The sequence below is a fragment of the Haladaptatus sp. DYF46 genome, from assembly GCF_021083305.1.
Lineage (GTDB): Archaea > Halobacteriota > Halobacteria > Halobacteriales > Haladaptataceae > Haladaptatus.
The window spans coordinates 153,692-169,360 of record NZ_JAJFAY010000005.1; the positions used below are offsets into that span (position 1 = coordinate 153,692).

Genomic DNA, 15,669 nt, shown 5'->3' on the forward strand with positions numbered 1-15,669 from the left:
GATGAGCGACGATACCGAGAAAATACTCGATGAGACAGTGTTACGTCACATTGCTCGTCGATTGGGTACGCTCTCACTCGTGAAATCTGTCTCTGTCTTCCCGCACGAGCGACCGGAATCGGTCGTCGTGTGGTTAGATTTTCAGTATTTTCCTGGCACAATTCAACAGGTTGTATTCGAAATCCGTGTCTACACAAATGGTGATTTCAATATCACCTATCGTGAGGACAGAGGTGGCACGGCGTGGATGTGTCGGTGGGATCGGCACGACAATCCGCATAATTCCCGGGACCACTTCCATCAACCACCGAAGGCACGTACGGAAGATGCTGTTGACCGAGACTTCTCGACCGATTTTGTCGCCGTCATAGATTCCGTTCTTGAGCGAGTAGACGACCGAGTAGGTGGGGTCTGGAACGATTGTGAGTAAGAGTTTCCAGTAGGAACAATTCTCCTTCGACGTCGACGCTCCCGGACTCATCCAAGTCACCAATGAGAGCCACGAGAACCCCGCAGCCCACCAGTACACCGTCTCCATCGACGACGTGACCGACGAACTGATGGCCTGTACGTTCCCGCACCACGTCCACCGCAACGCCTTCTCCAAATACATGGCCACCGTCGAAAACGCAACGAACGACGGAACGCTTGAGGCGTTTCCATCGGAGGAGGACGACGAGCGTGTCAGTGGCCCGTATACCGGCTACGACAAACGGTCACTAAGCAGTTCCCATGGACCGTTGAGGATGTGTCCCGAAAGAGATGTATCCGAGACGAATCTGGAAATCGAGACGACAGCAGCCACCCCTTACAAGAGCCCCACACGCCTATGAACGTGTAATGGTTGATTTGATCTCCGTCGGTGGGTTGCTTCTCGCTATCTTCCTCGTCATCATGAACGGGGTGTTTGTGGCCGCCGAATTCGCGTTCGTAAAAATCCGACCGACCCGGGTGAACGCGCTCGTCGACCGCGGGAAGCCCGGCGCAGGCCTGGTACAAGACGCCATCGAGAATTTGGACAGCTATCTCGCAGTCAGTCAGCTCGGGATTACGCTCTCCTCACTCGGCCTCGGGTGGATCGGCGAACCGGCTGTGGCAGCACTCATTGAACCGGTTCTCGGTGAACTCCTGCCTGCGGGAACAATTCATCTTGTCGCGTTCGCGCTGGGATTCGGCTTCATCACGTTCCTCCACGTCGTATTCGGTGAACTCGCGCCAAAGACGTTCGCCATCCAGGAGGCCGAGAGGGTAGCGTTGCTCGTTGCGCCACTCATGAAGTTCTTTTATTACGTGTTCGTCCCGGGTATTATCGTCTTCAACGGCACTGCCAACTACTTCACGAGCTTGTTTGGGGTCTCGCCAGCGGCAGAAGGCGAAGAGACACACTCCGAGGAAGAAATTCTGATGATTCTCAGTCGCTCCGAAGAAACCGGAGAGATCGATCTCGACGAGGTCGAGATGATTGAGAGTGTCTTCGAGCTTGGCGATACGATCGCCCGCGAAATCATGGTTCCACGTCCCGATGTAGAAACCGTATCCGCCTCGATGGCGCTTTCAGAACTTCGTGCGGTTGCCGCCAGTGGAACCTACACGCGATATATCGTGCTTGACGAAGACGGGGAGCAGCCGATTGGATTCGTCCACGCGAAGGACATTCTGAAGGCGAGTGAAACCGAGACCGATCACGACGGCCCGATCACTGCACGTGACCTCGAACGCGACGTTCTCGTCGTTCCGGAAACGCGGCGGATCGACGCAATTCTCGCCGAGTTTCAGAGGCACGGTGGTGGACAGATCGCGGTTGTCATCGACGAATGGGGCGTTTTCGAGGGGATCGTCACCATCGAGGACATCCTCGAGGAGATCGTCGGTGACATTCGAGACGAATTCGACACGGCACCGGAGGGCCCCGCTATCGAGCAGCGAGACGACGGAACGTACATCGTCGACGGCGGCGTCCCAGTCCGAGACGTGAACGAACGGCTTTGCGCCACGTTCGAGACCGACGAGGTCGAGACGATCGGCGGCTTCGTCTTTAGTCAGCTTGGGCGAGAACCTGGAGTCGGTGACCAAATCGAACGGAAGGGATACATCCTTCGCGTCGACGCTATCGACAACGCACGAATCGAACGTCTCGTGATCCAACCGACAGAGCACTCTCAGAAAGAGACCCCTGAGGAATAACGAGGCCTCAGGTAGTGGTGTCTGTATCGGGTCCAAGAGAGTGACCCGACTCAACAGCACGCAACGAACGTCGCCGCCGAACACTTCCCGGATCTGCCGGTCGAAACGATCGACTGGGAGGTCTCACACCGAGCCCAACGACAGGCAGGCGTCACGAAGTACGACCCGACAACAGAGGCAATCACGATTGCGCTGACTTGGAAGGCATACGAACACCACGGGTGGGAGCAATTCAGTTCCACTGTTCGGCACGAACTCATTCACGCCTGGCAATATCACGAGTTCGGCGACGCGGATCACGGAGCCACGTTCACCCGCTGGACGGACGCCCTCGACACCTCGCAACACTGCGAACGCTTCACTACACCAAAGTGGTGGCTCATCTGCGAGGACTGCGGCGGTCGGATTGCTCGGTATCGGCGCTCGAAGATAGTTCGCAACCCCGAGCAGTACAGCTGTAGTGAGTGTGGTGGGTCGTTCCGTGTTGAGGAGAGCGACGGCCACTGACCGATTCTCGTTTAAGTAGTTCTCGCGACAAGTAGTAGATACGAGGAAGATTTTCGCGAACTGCTGATTTCTGCTTGAGTATATTTTATCACTCGTGCTACGGGCATTGAGCCAGTTCTGGTTAGTAGCTCATACTAACTCTCGTATTTCCATATCTATCTGGCTGGCGACTATCGTTGACATTTTGCTCGGTAGCGTCTCCCATAACCCGTGAGACACCCAGTTGGACACACTCCATAGAAAACTTGCGATCGTCTTAGAGAACACAAGCCAACAAGATTGACGCTAATCGACTTGCAATATGGATACTCAATTCAGATCCGGTTAAAGAAATGATCGCTAAAAACGAGCGCATAGCCAATCCCAATCGCACCCACACTGATTCCCAAGACATACACTAACTGCCCTGTCGCAATACTCGTCGTTTTTGTACAGTGACGTTCAGGAGGTGTGTCTGGACCCGTGTATGTTTCCGAACAGCCCATTGCAGTCACTTGTGGTGGACTAAGTAGATTCATGACCACCAACAGAATACCGACCAACAGGAACGCTGCTGCGATGGTGTAGCGAACTGTCATGGAGTTACCCTCCTTTGTTGCTCGACATTTGATGATTCGGCTTCTGTTTGCGGGTTTCGAGCCACCGTCCAAGCCATGTGGCACTCACAGCAAAGAGATAGTACGTAATGATCTGCCCGAGATCCCACAAATACAGTTGCTCCCCTGGAATCTGTGCATCAAGGGCATAGATGATATGTTCGAGTCCAAGCCCCTCGTAGACAAGCCCTGAGATGAGATAGGCCGGAATGAAGAGCAGTCGAAAGACCACATTGCTGTAGATATCAACAACCACTGGTAATTGTGCAGTAAGGGCGAGAAAACCAAAGAGCACAAACGTCGATCGAGCTGTCCATGCGGATCGAGTTGCGGGTGATGAGTGATTGTTCATAGTTTCCAAGAGGTCTGTAGACGGCTTTACGTTATGCCTTGGCACACACGACAGAGCGTGACGGTGTTTCGAATGACGGTGCGACGACAACTGAGAGAGTAATGTCAAAGAGGTATTTCACTCACCACGAAGCTTATTCCTCAATACACCTATGAAATGATATGAAACGCCGAACCACGCTCATTAGCCTGGGAACGCTGTTTTCCATCTCATCCGGCTGTCTCGGACGAGCGTCCTCAGGCAACACACCGTTTCCAAAACGGGTATCAGTAACACAAATCGATGCAGTCCCAGAACGGTATCCAGTTGACCTGACTATCCAAGTCACACAAGTTTCGAAGATGAAGCCGAGCTGTGTCATCGGGACATAGGCATCAGCCATCGGTGCCCAGTGTTCTGCCCCGCCGTCATTCTCGCTATCGCCGACGTTCATGAAGCTCCGAGAGCGAACCTTCACTTGGCTTTGGCCGCTTTCCTCGCGATACTCAAGGTAGGCCTCTGGGATGTCTTTGAGGACATGCCGCCACGCACGTTCGGCGGTCTCAACACCTCCCCGTGCAGGTAGATAGTCGGTGAGTCGATCGAGACACGCCTCGATCGGAATGAACTCTCCCGGTTGTCCTTGTCGAATGCTCTCGTCGTAGATGGCTTTCAGTGCCGCATCACGCGATCGGTCGTCGTTAGCTGTATCGAGTGTCTTGGCGCTCGCTTTCTCCGGGGTGACGGCCTCGTTCATCCCACCAAACTTGAGCTGACGCATCATCTCGTCATCAGTGAGTGGCGGGGCCGCGAACCGCTCCAGACTTTCAGTGATAATCTCTTCCGCTTGTTCTTCGTTGCGAATATTCGGATACGGTGCGAACGTCTTGAGCTTGAGTGCTCCAGAGAACCGGGTACCGCCGTCTAACGGAATCCGTGACCAGATTCGATGGTTTTCGAGTTCGGTGAAATCTTCGATATCACAGTCACTCAACCGCCGTGTAAGTGGACGGGCGTCCTCGTCGTCCAGTACGCGGAAGAACACACCCCGTGTTGCAGTTGTTCTTGACTGGTTTGAGCACGCCCGACTCTTTGAGTTGGGTCGGGTACTGACACGCCAACGTCACCGAGAGACGCATCGAGCGAGCACGTGCTAGCATGTCGTCGACGTCAAGGTTCTTGTGAAGGACGCGGTCTGCCTCGTCGAGGATCGCGAAGAACGGGGTTTTCTCCGCGCCTTCGATCGAGCGGTTTTGAATCGTGTTCCACAGCGGGCGGAGCGTACCCAGCATCACGAGTTGCTTAATATCATCGTCGGAGACGGCCGTCCGAACGATCACGATCTTCTCGTCATCGAGGATGTCTCGAAAGTCAATTGTACTCGCACGACACCCCGCGATCCGGCGGGTGACAGGACTCTCGACCCACGGTTTCAGCCGGGTAATCACAGGTCGTACGGCATCGTCATCCATTTCGGCGATTTCGGAAACGAACTCACCGACCCACGGATCATCAATTTCCTCGGCGAAGTCCTCGCGGCGTTGGGCGTTCAGGAGGACGAAATACATATCGAGCACACAGTACTGCTCGTCTCGGTCCTCGATTTCGTGATTCGCCTGCATCATCGCCCGTGCCATCGACTCAACGATCGCATTCATCCGCGGTCCCCAGTAGTCATCACCCGACAAAACGGCCTTGAGCACCTGAATGCGGTCGGTAACGTGCTGTTCAAGCTCCATCTCGCTTTCACAGTCCGGCACTTCGAGGAAGTTGATCCCGATACTCCGGTCGTGGTCGTTGTCACCCGGTTCGATCCAAATTACGTCGTCATGCCGATACTCGGGGAGTTTCTGGAGGAGTTCTTTGCTGTCCTCGGCCTTGGGGTCGAAGTAGATGAATCCGTAGCCTGCCCACGCTAATTGAACCATCCAGTTCAGCATTTCGGTGGTCTTCCCCGCGCCAGTGGTTCCGACAACCCAGAGATGCTGGAAGAGCTGATTGAACTTCACTGGTGCTGGATCGAAGCCCTGCTGGGCGCTGTCGTTGTAGCCCAACCACAGTGGCATGTCCGGATGGTCACGAGCACGTTCGAGCAATTCCCGAATCTCTGGGCCTGCCACCGGTCCCTGCTCTTTGGTCTCGGTGATCGTCTCGGTCATCCCATCTGCCGCGTACTCTGAGCCTGTCTGTGTGAACCCGTACGGTTCGTTCGTGATCGTCGTTGGGACGGAAGCGCTTTCTTCGGCTTTACCCACCAGTGATTCATCCGTCGAATCGTCTTCCCCACCACCGAAGAGTCGATTAAGCATCTTTCTCCCCCGTGATGTACCCACTGTGCTCGTGGGATCCGACCGGCACCTCTTCGCCGCGTTTGGTCTGGCGGCGGTCAAGCTGGGCGATCGAGATATCCGCCGGTGGCAGATGCACAATCGGGGCGATCTCTAACGACGTGAGCAACATCTTTTCGCCCGCCCACTCTCGGCGGGCCATCGTTTCTGCCAATGCATTCGGCGAACTATTCGGCTCGACGATGAACGCCTGCTCAGTCTTTGAGTTGTAGTAGCTCGCGAAGGAGGCACCAACCGCCTCGGCGTGGTGTTTGACCGCTTCCTTGTCGTCACCGACCGAGAGATGGCGAATCATCACATCAAACGCCTTCTCCTTTGCGCGCCGGTCGAGGACATTTCCGATCTCCGTTGCATCGGCTGTCTCTTTCTCACGTTTGGTCTCGGCGAGGTCGTGGATCGTATAGACACCGTTCAAGTGATAGTATAGTTCGGTGAGATTCGTCGTTAAAATGCGGCCAGTCTGCCAGTTCCGCGTTGTCGGGCGAAACATGACTTGGATAACGCTCCGTACTGGCTCTCGACCAGTTGCACCACCGGCTTTCACTGCATCATCCACGATATCGCCGAGGACAGTTTCGTATGGGTCGTCTTCGCGGAACCCTTCGAGGTCACGGCGACGAATTGGCCACCATCGGTGCTTCCGGAGCGTCCACTCACCACCGGCGACGTAATCCCCCTCATCGATGTGTATGAGGTCGGCCTCTTCCCGCCGAACGTCCGAATCAGGATACTTGTGCCGGAGTCGGGTGAGGAACCAGTGGAAATCATCACTGCACGGGAGATACCGGAAGCTGATTTGCTCACCGTCGTAGACGATCTCTGCTGCACGGGGCACGCTTCGCTTGCCACTTAGGTCCGAGTGAGACGGATGGACTGATTCGAACCACTCGATCGCGGTATCTATCCCACCATCGTCTTTGAACGGGCGAACGCGAATGAGCTCATCAGTGGCTTGGTTGTTGGACGCTGCACCGAGTTGTGCGGCACTGTACTCGGCTGATCGACTGAAGCGGCTCATCGACCTGCCCCCGGAATGAGTTTCGAGGCTCCGATTAGCACACCGATGATCGCCATATACGACGCAACGATGTCACCGAGCAGTGCGCTGAGTTCCGGTGCCGAGTAACCCAAGAACGTCGGCACGAGGCTGTTCGTGAAGAAGACTGCGAACATCCGCTCGGCGAGGAATGTTGAGAACTGCTGGATGGGTGTGACACTCGCGAGTGTGTGAAACGCGGTTACTACGATCTCGACAGCTTGGAACAGGAGGCTCATTGTTGCTCACCCCCGTCAGCCGCCATTACCGAACGGTGCTCCTCTGTCTCACTCTCCGATTCGTCACTGGATGGCTGCCCATCAGCGAAGCGGTCGCCAAGCTGGCGCTCTAGGTAGTCGTGCCAATTCCCGTGGTCACTCGGTTCGTAATCGACGATCGAGAACTCGACTGGATTCACATCCATACTCATCTCAACCCGCTGCGGGTAGCACTCTCGCGTACCGTCTTCGTCCACAGCGAGCAACATCTCGGAGTAGCCACGGTCTTTGTCTCCCGGCAGAGCACTGTTGACGAAGGTTGCTTCCTCGGCATTGAGCCCGATTTCACTTCCGAACTCGGGCGTCATATCGTCCAAGTGGTGGAAACACATCATCGAGGAGTTGTTGAAGATGACTTCTGCCTGCGATTTGAGCGCACTCGTCCCCTCGTCGTCTTTCGCGTAGAACTCGCTGATCGACTGGGTGCTGAACAGCAACGAGAGGTCGTAGTGCCGAGAGTGACGGACAACCTGCTCCAAGAACGTGAGGTTATCCGCGTGCTTGGTGAGATACTGCGCTTCGTCAATCAGAATCATCGTCGGGTCGTCGCTCTCTTTGGCCATCTCGTAGACCGACGTGAGGAGCAACCCGAGCATCAGCCCCGTTTCGCCTTTCCCTTCCTTGAGTTGCAGATCCAGGTAGAAACTCCCGCCGTGGGCATTCAAATCGAAGCCAGTTTCCTTCGTGAAATGGCGATAGCGTGTGCGGAACGCTTCAATATCCTCCGAGAGTACTCGCTCAGCCGCTTCGCGGGTTCGCAGCGGGACGTCCGTCTCACTCAAATCAGCGTCGAGGAGGTCGCCCATCTGGTGAATCTCGGGATTATCGCCGACACCAGCAATGTGTGCAATCTCCTGAATCGCGTCACGGAGCGTCGGTGATTCGTTGCCGTGCGTACCTGGGTCCTTCGTGATTCCCTTCTCGTTGTAGGCACGCCGTCCGGCTTTCTCCCAGACGTTCTTTTTCTCGGCTTCCAGTTCTCGGCCTTCGAGGTCGTAGAATGTCTCGACGAAACTGATGAAGCGTTCCATCGCCTCGCTGAACGGCGTCGTCCGACCAACAACGGATAGCTTCTCCTCGGGTGTCTCTTTGATCTCCAACGGATTGAGGCCTGTTTCTCCCCCCACGACGATCTGCTCGGCATCGAAGAGCTTCGACGGACCTGCAAGCCCTTCGAGAGGGTCGATGAGCACGACGTTCATCTCTGGGTTGCGCTTTTTGAGTTGGGTGAGGATTTTCTTCGACGTAGTGGATTTGCCACTCCCGATTTTGCCGAACACCATCATATTGTACCCCATTCCCCGAAGATACGGATCGACAATCGTGGGTTCGTCCCGATCGTGATGGATGCCAACCTCGATTCCCGATGGCTCGTAGATGTTATTCGATGTGTAGGGCATTTGCTTTGCCAACGCCCGTCCAAGCATCGGTGTCGCCTTGTTCATCGAATCGTAGACGAGTGGGGCGGCCGAGTGTGCCATCTCTTCCTGCTGGAAGTGGGCGGGGACGACTTCACACCGGGCGGGTTGTTCTTTGAAGCGCTGTTTCATCGTCTTCGCTGCATCAAGCAGCTGCTCTTCAGAGCTGGCGCGAAGGCTCACGTAGGTTGATGTCATAAACAGCCCCGAGCCAGACTCGGTCAGAGAATTCTCGATGTCCGAGGCGGCTTGCCACTTGCGATAGGCCGATTCGGCTCCCCAATGACCTTCCTGCTCTTTCTTCTCGTAGTCGCTCTTGTGTTTGATCTTGTTCTTCTGGGATTGTTGGCGCGCATCGGATTTGGAGACGCCGAGCGCATGCGTGGAGAGCGTAATATATGAGTGTTTAATTCTCGAGGTCGATATCATCGCCACGGTCCGATTCGTGCAGAATGAACGGCCCAATCGCACTCGTCCGCTTCGCAATCGTCGCGATTCGCAGGACGATCGAGGTCAGCACAAAAAATGGGATGATAGAGATAGCTGAGGACGCACTAACGATCCAGATGATATTTGCGACGCCGAGGGTCACACCGGGAAACGAGGTCGGTGCCAGATAGAGTAGTGTCGCAATCGCGACGGCCAATGCGGGGAATGCGGTAATCAGAATCGACCGGATGAGGCGGACGAGTTCCCACTGAAAGTAGAGTGCTTTGAAATGCTCCCGTGTCGGGCCGAAAAACATGAGCACGTCGATCAATTCATCGAACGCATTTCGTTCCTCATCGTCGAGACTGTCATCATACTCCGACCGGAGCCATAGGGCACCGTATAGCTTCCACGAATGGTTATAGTTCATGGCTGTGCGTAAGAGATTGAATTCACCGAACTCGGCGTCCTCTAGCTGCTCTTCAACTTCGTTCGCGTTTTCGATGAGAGCGACAACGAATTGATCGACCTGGTCGCGTAATTCGTCATCACTGTTCTCTGCAAGAACGTCTTCAAGTACCTCGGCACGGTCTTTGCTTGTCAGAATAAGCTGACGGAGAAATGCCGCGGGATCGGGCAGCCCGATGGTCCCGATCAAACTATCGACATCTTGGCGAAACTCTACGGTGGCCTTCATTCGTTCCCGTTGACTTTTTAGCGACCCGAGTTCCTGTGAGAGGACTAGCTGACCGATGGTGACGACGAGCGTCACACCGGTGATAAGCGACGCAATGAATGCCTGGAATGCGATACCAACTTGATTTGTGTTGCTCATGACCGAGCGAAACGATGAGGGGCCGACTGTCCCAGCAACGACGAGGATAACGAACAGACCGAGCGTGAGCATGCCAGTAATCACCCACCGATCCCCATTGAGGAGAAACCAAAATCGAATTCGGGACTCATCCATCCGCCCGACCATTGATTCGTCCTTATCTGCGTCGCCCATGATGGCACATATGTCACCTACCGTGAAAAAGACGACTGCTGAACATTACTATTCTCTTGGGAAGTCTGATTTCGTGCTTTCTCGAGGGCGGCAACCCGGTCGAATCGACTGCCGGTTAGAGATTCAGGGGACAGTAAATTTGGTCCATGTGCATATGAAGAGTTGATTGGTAGGGACCCATTTGTCTCACTGCTCCATGTTGCACAAGGCGGAAGTGCACTACACGCCACCACGTCCAGTGTAAATACCGGATATAGAATCGCTATTGTACGATAGCGGCCTTTTCATGTGGCGATATACAAAATCCAAGCCCAGACGATATGCCTTCAGCTGGAACAGCATAGACCTTAGTCGCCTGTGGCTGCGTCTTCGAATTCTTGGAGCGTTTCCTGGAACTTTTCCCTAAAGAAGTCCACACCCTCTTTCCGGTCTGAACGGATATTCCACTTGAGGGAGTCATCGCTTGGCGGGAGTTCGATTTCAAACGTGGCCCATGAACAGCATTGAGTTTCCTTCCACGCTACTTCTGTGACTGCAGTGTATGCCTCTGGATTCCGATCAAACACGAATGAGAACCCGTCCTCGTGCTCCTCGATAGTCTCTAAATGAGGGAGGAGGTTCTCCTCAACCCATTTTCTCCGTTGGTCGGTCTGTTCTTCCGTGAACCTGCAGGTAATCTCTTGAAGATCTCCTTCCGTATGATCATCGATTACTCTGTTTTCAGGCTGCTCGTCTCTCGTACGTTCAATGGAATCTACCATGGTGCGCTTTTACTTTGAGAGTCAAAGCTATTATACTGTCAAGGCCGAAGTATCGAATGAGCTGCGGTGAACAACAGCTATGGCGAATAATCAAGAACCATCGTCTGAAACGGCGAATTCAACTAGTGGCGTTCCAATCTGCTACTGTCCACTTGGTGGAGTCATGGATCTACTCAGTCGCCGCTATGCAATGCAGGTAGTCTGTGTTGTGGGGGCGTTAGGACCGGCTCGGTACAGTGAAATCGAGGATATGTTCGACGACGTTAGCAGTTCAACGTTATCGACACGCCTCGATGAACTCGTTGCAGCGGGGTACCTCTCCCGAGAGCAGTATGCAGAAATTCCCCCACGTGTCGAATATGAACTCACAGAGAAGGGAGAGAGCCTCCGTGAGAAACTTGATCCTCTGCTCGAATGGGTAACTGAGCATGAGTCTAGCCAGACCGAATCTTAAACCTGGTCGATAATCGGCATCGGAGTCCGGTTTGATCTCACGTAGCGACGCATGATTATGTCAACGAAAATCCGACGAGATAGACTGCATCGATTCAGGCACAGCCCTTGGATCGATTGAGATAGTCATCGCCCCAGGCATCCATCGCCTCAATAATCGGCTTGAGTGATGTTCCTTCCGTCGTTAGCGAGTACTCGACGCGAAATGGTTTCTCGCTCACGATCGCACGATTCACCAGGCCATTTTCTTCGAGATCCTCCAGGCTATTCGAGAGGACAGTACTGGAGATCCCGTCGATTTCTGCTTTGAGGGCGTTAAACCCGAGTGGGCCGCACGCAAGCAACCGATGCACGATAACCGGATGCCACTTCTTCCCGATAAGATGGGCTGTACAGGTGACAGTACACCACTCATCGTCAGCACACCACGACGCAATGCAGTCCTCGTTGGATGCTTGGTTCATTCTACTCGAGCAGTAGTGATTGAGACGTCATTACTATACTGCTACTAAGTCAGCATTCCAAAGCCAATACGGTAATTAGAGTTGGTTAGTAAGCAGTACCTCATCAGCATGAGCTTCGCTTATGCTTATTCGAGCTGTTGACGACTGCCAGATATGGGAGAAGTGCGCGTAAATACTCTTCAGTCGCTTCATCAGTTGACCCCGAACTGGCTTCTTACAGGTCTCCGTCTCGTTCTCATAGCACTTATCGCGAAACCAGCACTGAGTAAGTTCGTCACGTACAGCGACTCGGTTGCTTTCTTTGATGCGTATGGAATACCATTTCCGGCAGTAATGGTCATCGTAGCAGGGATTATCGAACTAGCGGCAGTTGTGATGCTGTTGTTCGGAATTGGTGGGCGACTCGCAGCTTTAGCCTTAATTCCCGTGATGATCGTCGCGATACTCTACGTCGCCCTAGACTGGAAAAACATCGTCGTCCTCGTCGGATCCAGCGTGATTTTGGTTTTGGGCACCGGTTCCTACTCGCTGTGGCAACCAACTGACCGTCTCCTTGGTTAGGGTGTCCTCACCTAGTATAGCTCTGCTGAGTTCGTCAGTTCGGCCTTGTCTTAGCCTTATGTGGTCGGTCTTGGTCTCTTTGAGCATGACACGACAGCGACTGAGACGCGGATTCAGCTATGGAATTGGTGCGACAATCGCAATGTCGATCCCCATGCTGCTAGCAACGGTAACAGGTACATCCCCGATGCCACAACCAATCCCAAAAGCTGTGGCCGGTCAGCTCCTCGGCAGTGGTGTCCCAAAACCACTGCTGATGGCACTCGCCATCGAGCTCCATCTCGGGTACGGTGGCCTGTTCGGCGCAGCCCTCGTCCGAGTTGCGCATCCAGTGACGATCTGGAAGGGACTTGGTCTCGGCGTCGTGCTCTGGACACTCATGCAAGTCACGTTCCTTCCCTTCCTCGGCTGGGGAGTATTTGGGACTGCAATTACCCCCAAGGTTGCGGTTGCAACATTCGTTCTGCATTTGGTCTATGGTGGCGTGCTCGGTTGGGCGTTGAATCGTACCACTTCGGTGACGAGCAGAGAGTCGGCTGCAACTGCTGACTGATGAGGAGCTGATTACCGTGCGCTTACCTAGTTGAGGACCCTTATTCTAGCGTTCCGATACGACTCAAAATTGTAGCAACTCGGGAATGGGGAAGACGATCCGAGAACGATCGAAGTGGACTTACGAGTTCCGCTACGAGATTGGTGCAAATGAATGGGATTGGGCTTTTCTTCATCGGTGTCGGTTTCCTGTTTGCGCTTCGCCCAAGCACAGCTGCCCGGTATCCCAACAGCGGTCCCAACGATCAGCGACTCGTTCGATACGTCGCCGCACCGATCTTGGCTGTACTGAGGATACTACTCTTCCGTGGAATCAGAATTCAATGACTATAGGGACCACTCCATGACACGACTTTCAAAACAGTGGATTCAGCACAATCAGGTCGGATTGTACGCCGTCGCCGTCCTCCTCGCGATCGGGGTCGGTCTTGGACTACCAAGTACGAGTTCAGTCCTCGAACTGCTCATTAATCCTGTTCTGGCAGTGCTGTTGTACGTGACATTCTTGGAGATTCCGTTCATTCAGATCAGGCGAGCCTTCCGAAATGGACGATTCATGGTGGCCGCGCTCGGCATGAATTTCGTGGTTGTCCCTGTGGTGGTGTTTAGCCTCACACGATTCCTGCCGCAGAAACCAGTGATACTCGTTGGTACGTTCATGGTGTTGCTGACACCGTGTATCGACTACGTCATCACATTCACGGAGCTGGCGGATGGCGACGCCGAACAGATCACCGCGACGACGCCGGCGCTGATGCTTGTTCAATTGCTATTGCTCCCGCTTTATCTCTGGATATTCATGGGTCAGCAAGTGGCAGAGTTCATTGAAGTCGGCCCATTCGTTGAGGCGTTTGTTCTAATCATCGCTCTTCCATTGGCACTCTCGTGGCTCACCGAGATCTGGGCGGATCGAGCAAGGCAAGGTGAGCAATGGCAGGACGCAATGGGGTGGTTACCGGTACCGATGATGGGAGCGACATTGTTCGTCGTCATCGCCTCTCAACTGCCACGTGTCCAGCATTCGATCGATCAAATCGTCGCTGTCGTTCCGGTGTACGTTGCGTTCCTTGTCATCATGCCGCTGTTCGGACGGCTTGCAGCGGGCTTCTTCCGGATGGATGTCGGCGAGAGTCGTGCATTGGTATTCACCTCTGTGACGCGAAATTCGCTGGTCATTCTCCCGTTGGCACTCGCACTCCCCTCGGGCTACGACCTGGCACCAGCTGTAGTCGTGACTCAGACGCTTGTTGAACTCATGGGGATGGTCGTTCTCACACGACTGGTTCCAGGATGGCTCCTCCCAGACACACCCACCTCGATTCCGTCAGGCACATAAGTGAATGACGAACTGAACATCCACTTGTGGGTGTACAATGCATGAGGTAAATGAGACTGACGTCAGTGATTGCAGTCGTGGCCTCACTTGCGAGTACTATATGAGCACACATTCAACACAGAAGGAACCTATGACTACTATTGTATTCTGCATAAGACAATGTGTATGATAGCAAGAATTGTAGTAGGGAAACCAGGCGGCCCGGCTGAAGGAAGCATGCCTCCTGATGGAAAAGTGACAACGAGTCATCATATTATCAAACAAAAAGCAGTCGCCTATGAAGATCAGTAAGCCATTTACCGAAAGAACGACTTCCGCTATTCCTGCAATCAGAACCTCACAGTTTTTATCGTCCAGAAGTGGTGACTCGAAGACGCGAGATCGGCGAACAAATACCTTTTATTGGAAGTGCTATCAGAATCAAGCATGATCCCGTTCACCCCAACGACGTTGTTTGGAAGCTTCCTCATGCTATTAGGAGCAATTCTAACAGGGACGATCATCAGTCCACTAACTGATTCGATGAAATTGGTTGTGAGTGGTGGTACGCTTGCTATCGGCTTCATCTCTTTTTATCTCGGGGTGGAATACGGTCGATTCATCGATTCTGCAGATCGGGTAGAATGACTGTAGAATCCGCTAAAGACCAGTGTTCGAAGCCATCATCAAAGAGCGTTATCGAGGTATCATACCAGTCGCAATAAGATACTGGAAGCCAAACAGCGTTGCGTTGTATGCACCATGTACGAGTGCTGGGACAGCAAGATTATCCGTATATTCGTATAAACTCCCGAGAACAAGCGCAAGCGCAAAGACAACACTGAGATAGACGAGCTTTCCCTGTAATTGGCCTTGGAGTGAGAAAATGTGGATCGCAGCGAAAAGCAGACTTGCAAGGATGATTGCACGAACGGGAGAAAACGACTTGCGAAGGATTCCTTGGATGAGGCCACGATACAACAGTTCTTCACCAGGTCCGATGAGTATGAACGACAGTGGAACAAGGAGTAGAAAGATCGTTGGATTCTGCCCTGCAATATCAACCACGGAATTCTGTGCAGACTGTAACCCAAATCTGGCAAAAATTCGGCTTATCACTTGGAGTACCCCGAAAATAGCTCCGAATCCAACAATGACCATTCCCAAGTCACGGAGCGAAGGTACTCGGACTCGGATAAAATCGAGGCTAAGATGCCGATACCGAAGGTATGCGAGAGCAACACCCCCAAATGTGACTCCTTGAAGCATCACGACACTGATGGCGAGAAGAATCGCGGGGCGATTTACAACATTGATTCCGATACTTGAGAAACCGATTACTATTACGGCAACAACTAGTTGACCGATTGCAAACGCTCCAAAGGCCAACAATAGCCCAGTACCAACCGCATGAAGTCGGTGAGACG

21 protein-coding genes are annotated in these 15,669 nt (G+C 53.6%); 10 read left to right on the top strand and 11 right to left on the bottom strand.

What is annotated here, in order from left to right; all coding sequences use genetic code 11:
- The first annotated feature begins 1 nt into the window (after position 1).
- The 4 genes from LJF34_RS20920 (at position 2) to LJF34_RS20935 (ending at position 2,691) form a co-directional block, all read left to right on the top strand.
- On the top strand, positions 2–430 hold the full coding sequence (locus LJF34_RS20920; protein ID WP_231187503.1) for a hypothetical protein: 429 nt from the start codon (positions 2–4) through the stop codon (positions 428–430).
- A gap of 115 nt (positions 431–545) precedes the next feature.
- On the top strand, positions 546–833 hold the full coding sequence (locus LJF34_RS20925) for a hypothetical protein (RefSeq protein WP_231187505.1): 288 nt from the start codon (positions 546–548) through the stop codon (positions 831–833).
- Positions 834–840: 7 nt separating this feature from the next.
- Positions 841–2,184, top strand: a complete 1,344-nt coding sequence (locus LJF34_RS20930; protein ID WP_231187810.1) for a hemolysin family protein — start codon at positions 841–843, stop codon at positions 2,182–2,184.
- A 21-nt stretch (positions 2,185–2,205) separates the two neighbouring features.
- Complete coding sequence (locus LJF34_RS20935) at positions 2,206–2,691, top strand: SprT-like domain-containing protein (RefSeq protein ID WP_342765895.1); 486 nt, start codon at positions 2,206–2,208, stop codon at positions 2,689–2,691.
- A 314-nt stretch (positions 2,692–3,005) separates the two neighbouring features.
- On the opposite strand, the gene LJF34_RS20940 is transcribed toward LJF34_RS20935, so the two are convergent.
- The 9 genes from LJF34_RS20940 to LJF34_RS20980 form a co-directional block, all read right to left on the bottom strand.
- Complete coding sequence (locus tag LJF34_RS20940) at positions 3,006–3,269, bottom strand: hypothetical protein (protein ID WP_231187507.1); 264 nt, start codon at positions 3,267–3,269, stop codon at positions 3,006–3,008.
- A 4-nt stretch (positions 3,270–3,273) separates the two neighbouring features.
- Positions 3,274–3,639 carry a hypothetical protein gene (locus tag LJF34_RS20945; RefSeq protein ID WP_231187509.1) on the bottom strand — a complete coding sequence of 122 codons (366 nt, stop codon included), beginning with the start codon at positions 3,637–3,639 and terminating at the stop codon, positions 3,274–3,276.
- A gap of 133 nt (positions 3,640–3,772) precedes the next feature.
- Positions 3,773–4,663 (bottom strand): hypothetical protein, encoded by an 891-nt coding sequence (locus LJF34_RS20950; RefSeq protein ID WP_231187511.1) that lies wholly within the window; start codon positions 4,661–4,663, stop codon positions 3,773–3,775.
- Positions 4,605–5,927, bottom strand: a complete 1,323-nt coding sequence (locus LJF34_RS20955; protein ID WP_231187513.1) for a hypothetical protein — start codon at positions 5,925–5,927, stop codon at positions 4,605–4,607. The genes LJF34_RS20950 and LJF34_RS20955 overlap by 59 nt, the downstream gene beginning before the upstream one ends.
- Positions 5,920–6,984, bottom strand: a complete 1,065-nt coding sequence (locus LJF34_RS20960; RefSeq protein WP_231187515.1) for a hypothetical protein — start codon at positions 6,982–6,984, stop codon at positions 5,920–5,922. The genes LJF34_RS20955 and LJF34_RS20960 overlap by 8 nt, the downstream gene beginning before the upstream one ends.
- Entirely contained in the window at positions 6,981–7,241 is a 261-nt protein-coding gene (locus LJF34_RS20965; protein WP_231187517.1) for a hypothetical protein, read from the bottom strand. Before LJF34_RS20965 ends, LJF34_RS20960 begins: the two co-directional genes overlap by 4 nt.
- On the bottom strand, positions 7,238–8,896 hold the full coding sequence (locus tag LJF34_RS20970) for a hypothetical protein (RefSeq protein WP_231187519.1): 1,659 nt from the start codon (positions 8,894–8,896) through the stop codon (positions 7,238–7,240). The genes LJF34_RS20965 and LJF34_RS20970 overlap by 4 nt, the downstream gene beginning before the upstream one ends.
- A gap of 208 nt (positions 8,897–9,104) precedes the next feature.
- Entirely contained in the window at positions 9,105–10,136 is a 1,032-nt protein-coding gene (locus LJF34_RS20975) for a hypothetical protein (RefSeq protein WP_231187521.1), read from the bottom strand.
- Positions 10,137–10,483: 347 nt separating this feature from the next.
- Complete coding sequence (locus LJF34_RS20980; protein ID WP_231187523.1) at positions 10,484–10,897, bottom strand: hypothetical protein; 414 nt, start codon at positions 10,895–10,897, stop codon at positions 10,484–10,486.
- A gap of 163 nt (positions 10,898–11,060) precedes the next feature.
- On the opposite strand from LJF34_RS20980, the gene LJF34_RS20985 reads away from it, so the two are divergent.
- A complete protein-coding gene (locus LJF34_RS20985) occupies positions 11,061–11,351 on the top strand; it encodes a helix-turn-helix domain-containing protein (protein WP_231187525.1) in 291 nt (96 codons plus the stop codon).
- Between the two features lie 94 nt (positions 11,352–11,445).
- Here the strand turns inward: LJF34_RS20985 and LJF34_RS20990 are convergent, their stop codons facing one another.
- On the bottom strand, positions 11,446–11,814 hold the full coding sequence (locus LJF34_RS20990) for a helix-turn-helix domain-containing protein (RefSeq protein WP_231187527.1): 369 nt from the start codon (positions 11,812–11,814) through the stop codon (positions 11,446–11,448).
- 153 nt (positions 11,815–11,967) lie between these two features.
- Here LJF34_RS20990 and LJF34_RS20995 point away from each other — a divergent pair, with 153 nt between their 5' ends.
- The 5 genes from LJF34_RS20995 to LJF34_RS21010 all read left to right on the top strand — a co-directional run bounded on the left by LJF34_RS20995 (position 11,968) and on the right by LJF34_RS21010 (position 14,890).
- The gene (locus LJF34_RS20995; protein WP_231187529.1) at positions 11,968–12,375 is read left to right on the top strand and encodes a DoxX family protein; all 408 of its coding nucleotides are present in this window, start codon (positions 11,968–11,970) and stop codon (positions 12,373–12,375) included.
- 85 nt (positions 12,376–12,460) lie between these two features.
- The gene (locus LJF34_RS21000; RefSeq protein WP_231187531.1) at positions 12,461–12,928 is read left to right on the top strand and encodes a DUF6789 family protein; all 468 of its coding nucleotides are present in this window, start codon (positions 12,461–12,463) and stop codon (positions 12,926–12,928) included.
- A gap of 342 nt (positions 12,929–13,270) precedes the next feature.
- Positions 13,271–14,263 carry an arsenic resistance protein gene (locus tag LJF34_RS21005; protein WP_231187534.1) on the top strand — a complete coding sequence of 331 codons (993 nt, stop codon included), beginning with the start codon at positions 13,271–13,273 and terminating at the stop codon, positions 14,261–14,263.
- A gap of 87 nt (positions 14,264–14,350) precedes the next feature.
- The gene (locus tag LJF34_RS29295; RefSeq protein WP_342765890.1) at positions 14,351–14,554 is read left to right on the top strand and encodes a plastocyanin/azurin family copper-binding protein; all 204 of its coding nucleotides are present in this window, start codon (positions 14,351–14,353) and stop codon (positions 14,552–14,554) included.
- Between the two features lie 135 nt (positions 14,555–14,689).
- On the top strand, positions 14,690–14,890 hold the full coding sequence (locus LJF34_RS21010) for a hypothetical protein (RefSeq protein WP_231187536.1): 201 nt from the start codon (positions 14,690–14,692) through the stop codon (positions 14,888–14,890).
- 48 nt (positions 14,891–14,938) lie between these two features.
- Here LJF34_RS21010 and LJF34_RS21015 read toward each other — a convergent pair whose 3' ends face one another.
- Entirely contained in the window at positions 14,939–15,403 is a 465-nt protein-coding gene (locus LJF34_RS21015) for a CPBP family intramembrane glutamic endopeptidase (protein ID WP_231187538.1), read from the bottom strand.
- Between the last annotated feature and the right edge of the window lie 266 nt (positions 15,404–15,669).

Excerpts from the sequence above, each read along its gene's own strand:
- LJF34_RS20920 (WP_231187503.1), top strand. The coding sequence starts at position 2 with ATGAGCGACGATACCGAGAAAATACTCGATGAGACAGTGTTACGTCAC.
- LJF34_RS20930 (WP_231187810.1), top strand. The coding sequence starts at position 841 with ATGGTTGATTTGATCTCCGTCGGTGGGTTGCTTCTCGCTATCTTCCTC.
- LJF34_RS20940 (WP_231187507.1), bottom strand. The coding sequence starts at position 3,269 with ATGACAGTTCGCTACACCATCGCAGCAGCGTTCCTGTTGGTCGGTATT.
- LJF34_RS20945 (WP_231187509.1), bottom strand. The coding sequence starts at position 3,639 with ATGAACAATCACTCATCACCCGCAACTCGATCCGCATGGACAGCTCGA.
- LJF34_RS20955 (WP_231187513.1), bottom strand. The coding sequence starts at position 5,927 with ATGCTTAATCGACTCTTCGGTGGTGGGGAAGACGATTCGACGGATGAA.
- LJF34_RS20960 (WP_231187515.1), bottom strand. The coding sequence starts at position 6,984 with ATGAGCCGCTTCAGTCGATCAGCCGAGTACAGTGCCGCACAACTCGGT.
- LJF34_RS20965 (WP_231187517.1), bottom strand. The coding sequence starts at position 7,241 with ATGAGCCTCCTGTTCCAAGCTGTCGAGATCGTAGTAACCGCGTTTCAC.
- LJF34_RS20970 (WP_231187519.1), bottom strand. The coding sequence starts at position 8,896 with ATGACATCAACCTACGTGAGCCTTCGCGCCAGCTCTGAAGAGCAGCTG.
- LJF34_RS20975 (WP_231187521.1), bottom strand. The coding sequence starts at position 10,136 with ATGGGCGACGCAGATAAGGACGAATCAATGGTCGGGCGGATGGATGAG.
- LJF34_RS20980 (WP_231187523.1), bottom strand. The coding sequence starts at position 10,897 with ATGGTAGATTCCATTGAACGTACGAGAGACGAGCAGCCTGAAAACAGA.
- LJF34_RS20985 (WP_231187525.1), top strand. The coding sequence starts at position 11,061 with ATGGATCTACTCAGTCGCCGCTATGCAATGCAGGTAGTCTGTGTTGTG.
- LJF34_RS20990 (WP_231187527.1), bottom strand. The coding sequence starts at position 11,814 with ATGAACCAAGCATCCAACGAGGACTGCATTGCGTCGTGGTGTGCTGAC.
- LJF34_RS20995 (WP_231187529.1), top strand. The coding sequence starts at position 11,968 with ATGGGAGAAGTGCGCGTAAATACTCTTCAGTCGCTTCATCAGTTGACC.
- LJF34_RS21000 (WP_231187531.1), top strand. The coding sequence starts at position 12,461 with ATGACACGACAGCGACTGAGACGCGGATTCAGCTATGGAATTGGTGCG.
- LJF34_RS21005 (WP_231187534.1), top strand. The coding sequence starts at position 13,271 with ATGACACGACTTTCAAAACAGTGGATTCAGCACAATCAGGTCGGATTG.
- LJF34_RS21010 (WP_231187536.1), top strand. The coding sequence starts at position 14,690 with ATGATCCCGTTCACCCCAACGACGTTGTTTGGAAGCTTCCTCATGCTA.
- LJF34_RS21015 (WP_231187538.1), bottom strand. The coding sequence starts at position 15,403 with ATGGTCATTGTTGGATTCGGAGCTATTTTCGGGGTACTCCAAGTGATA.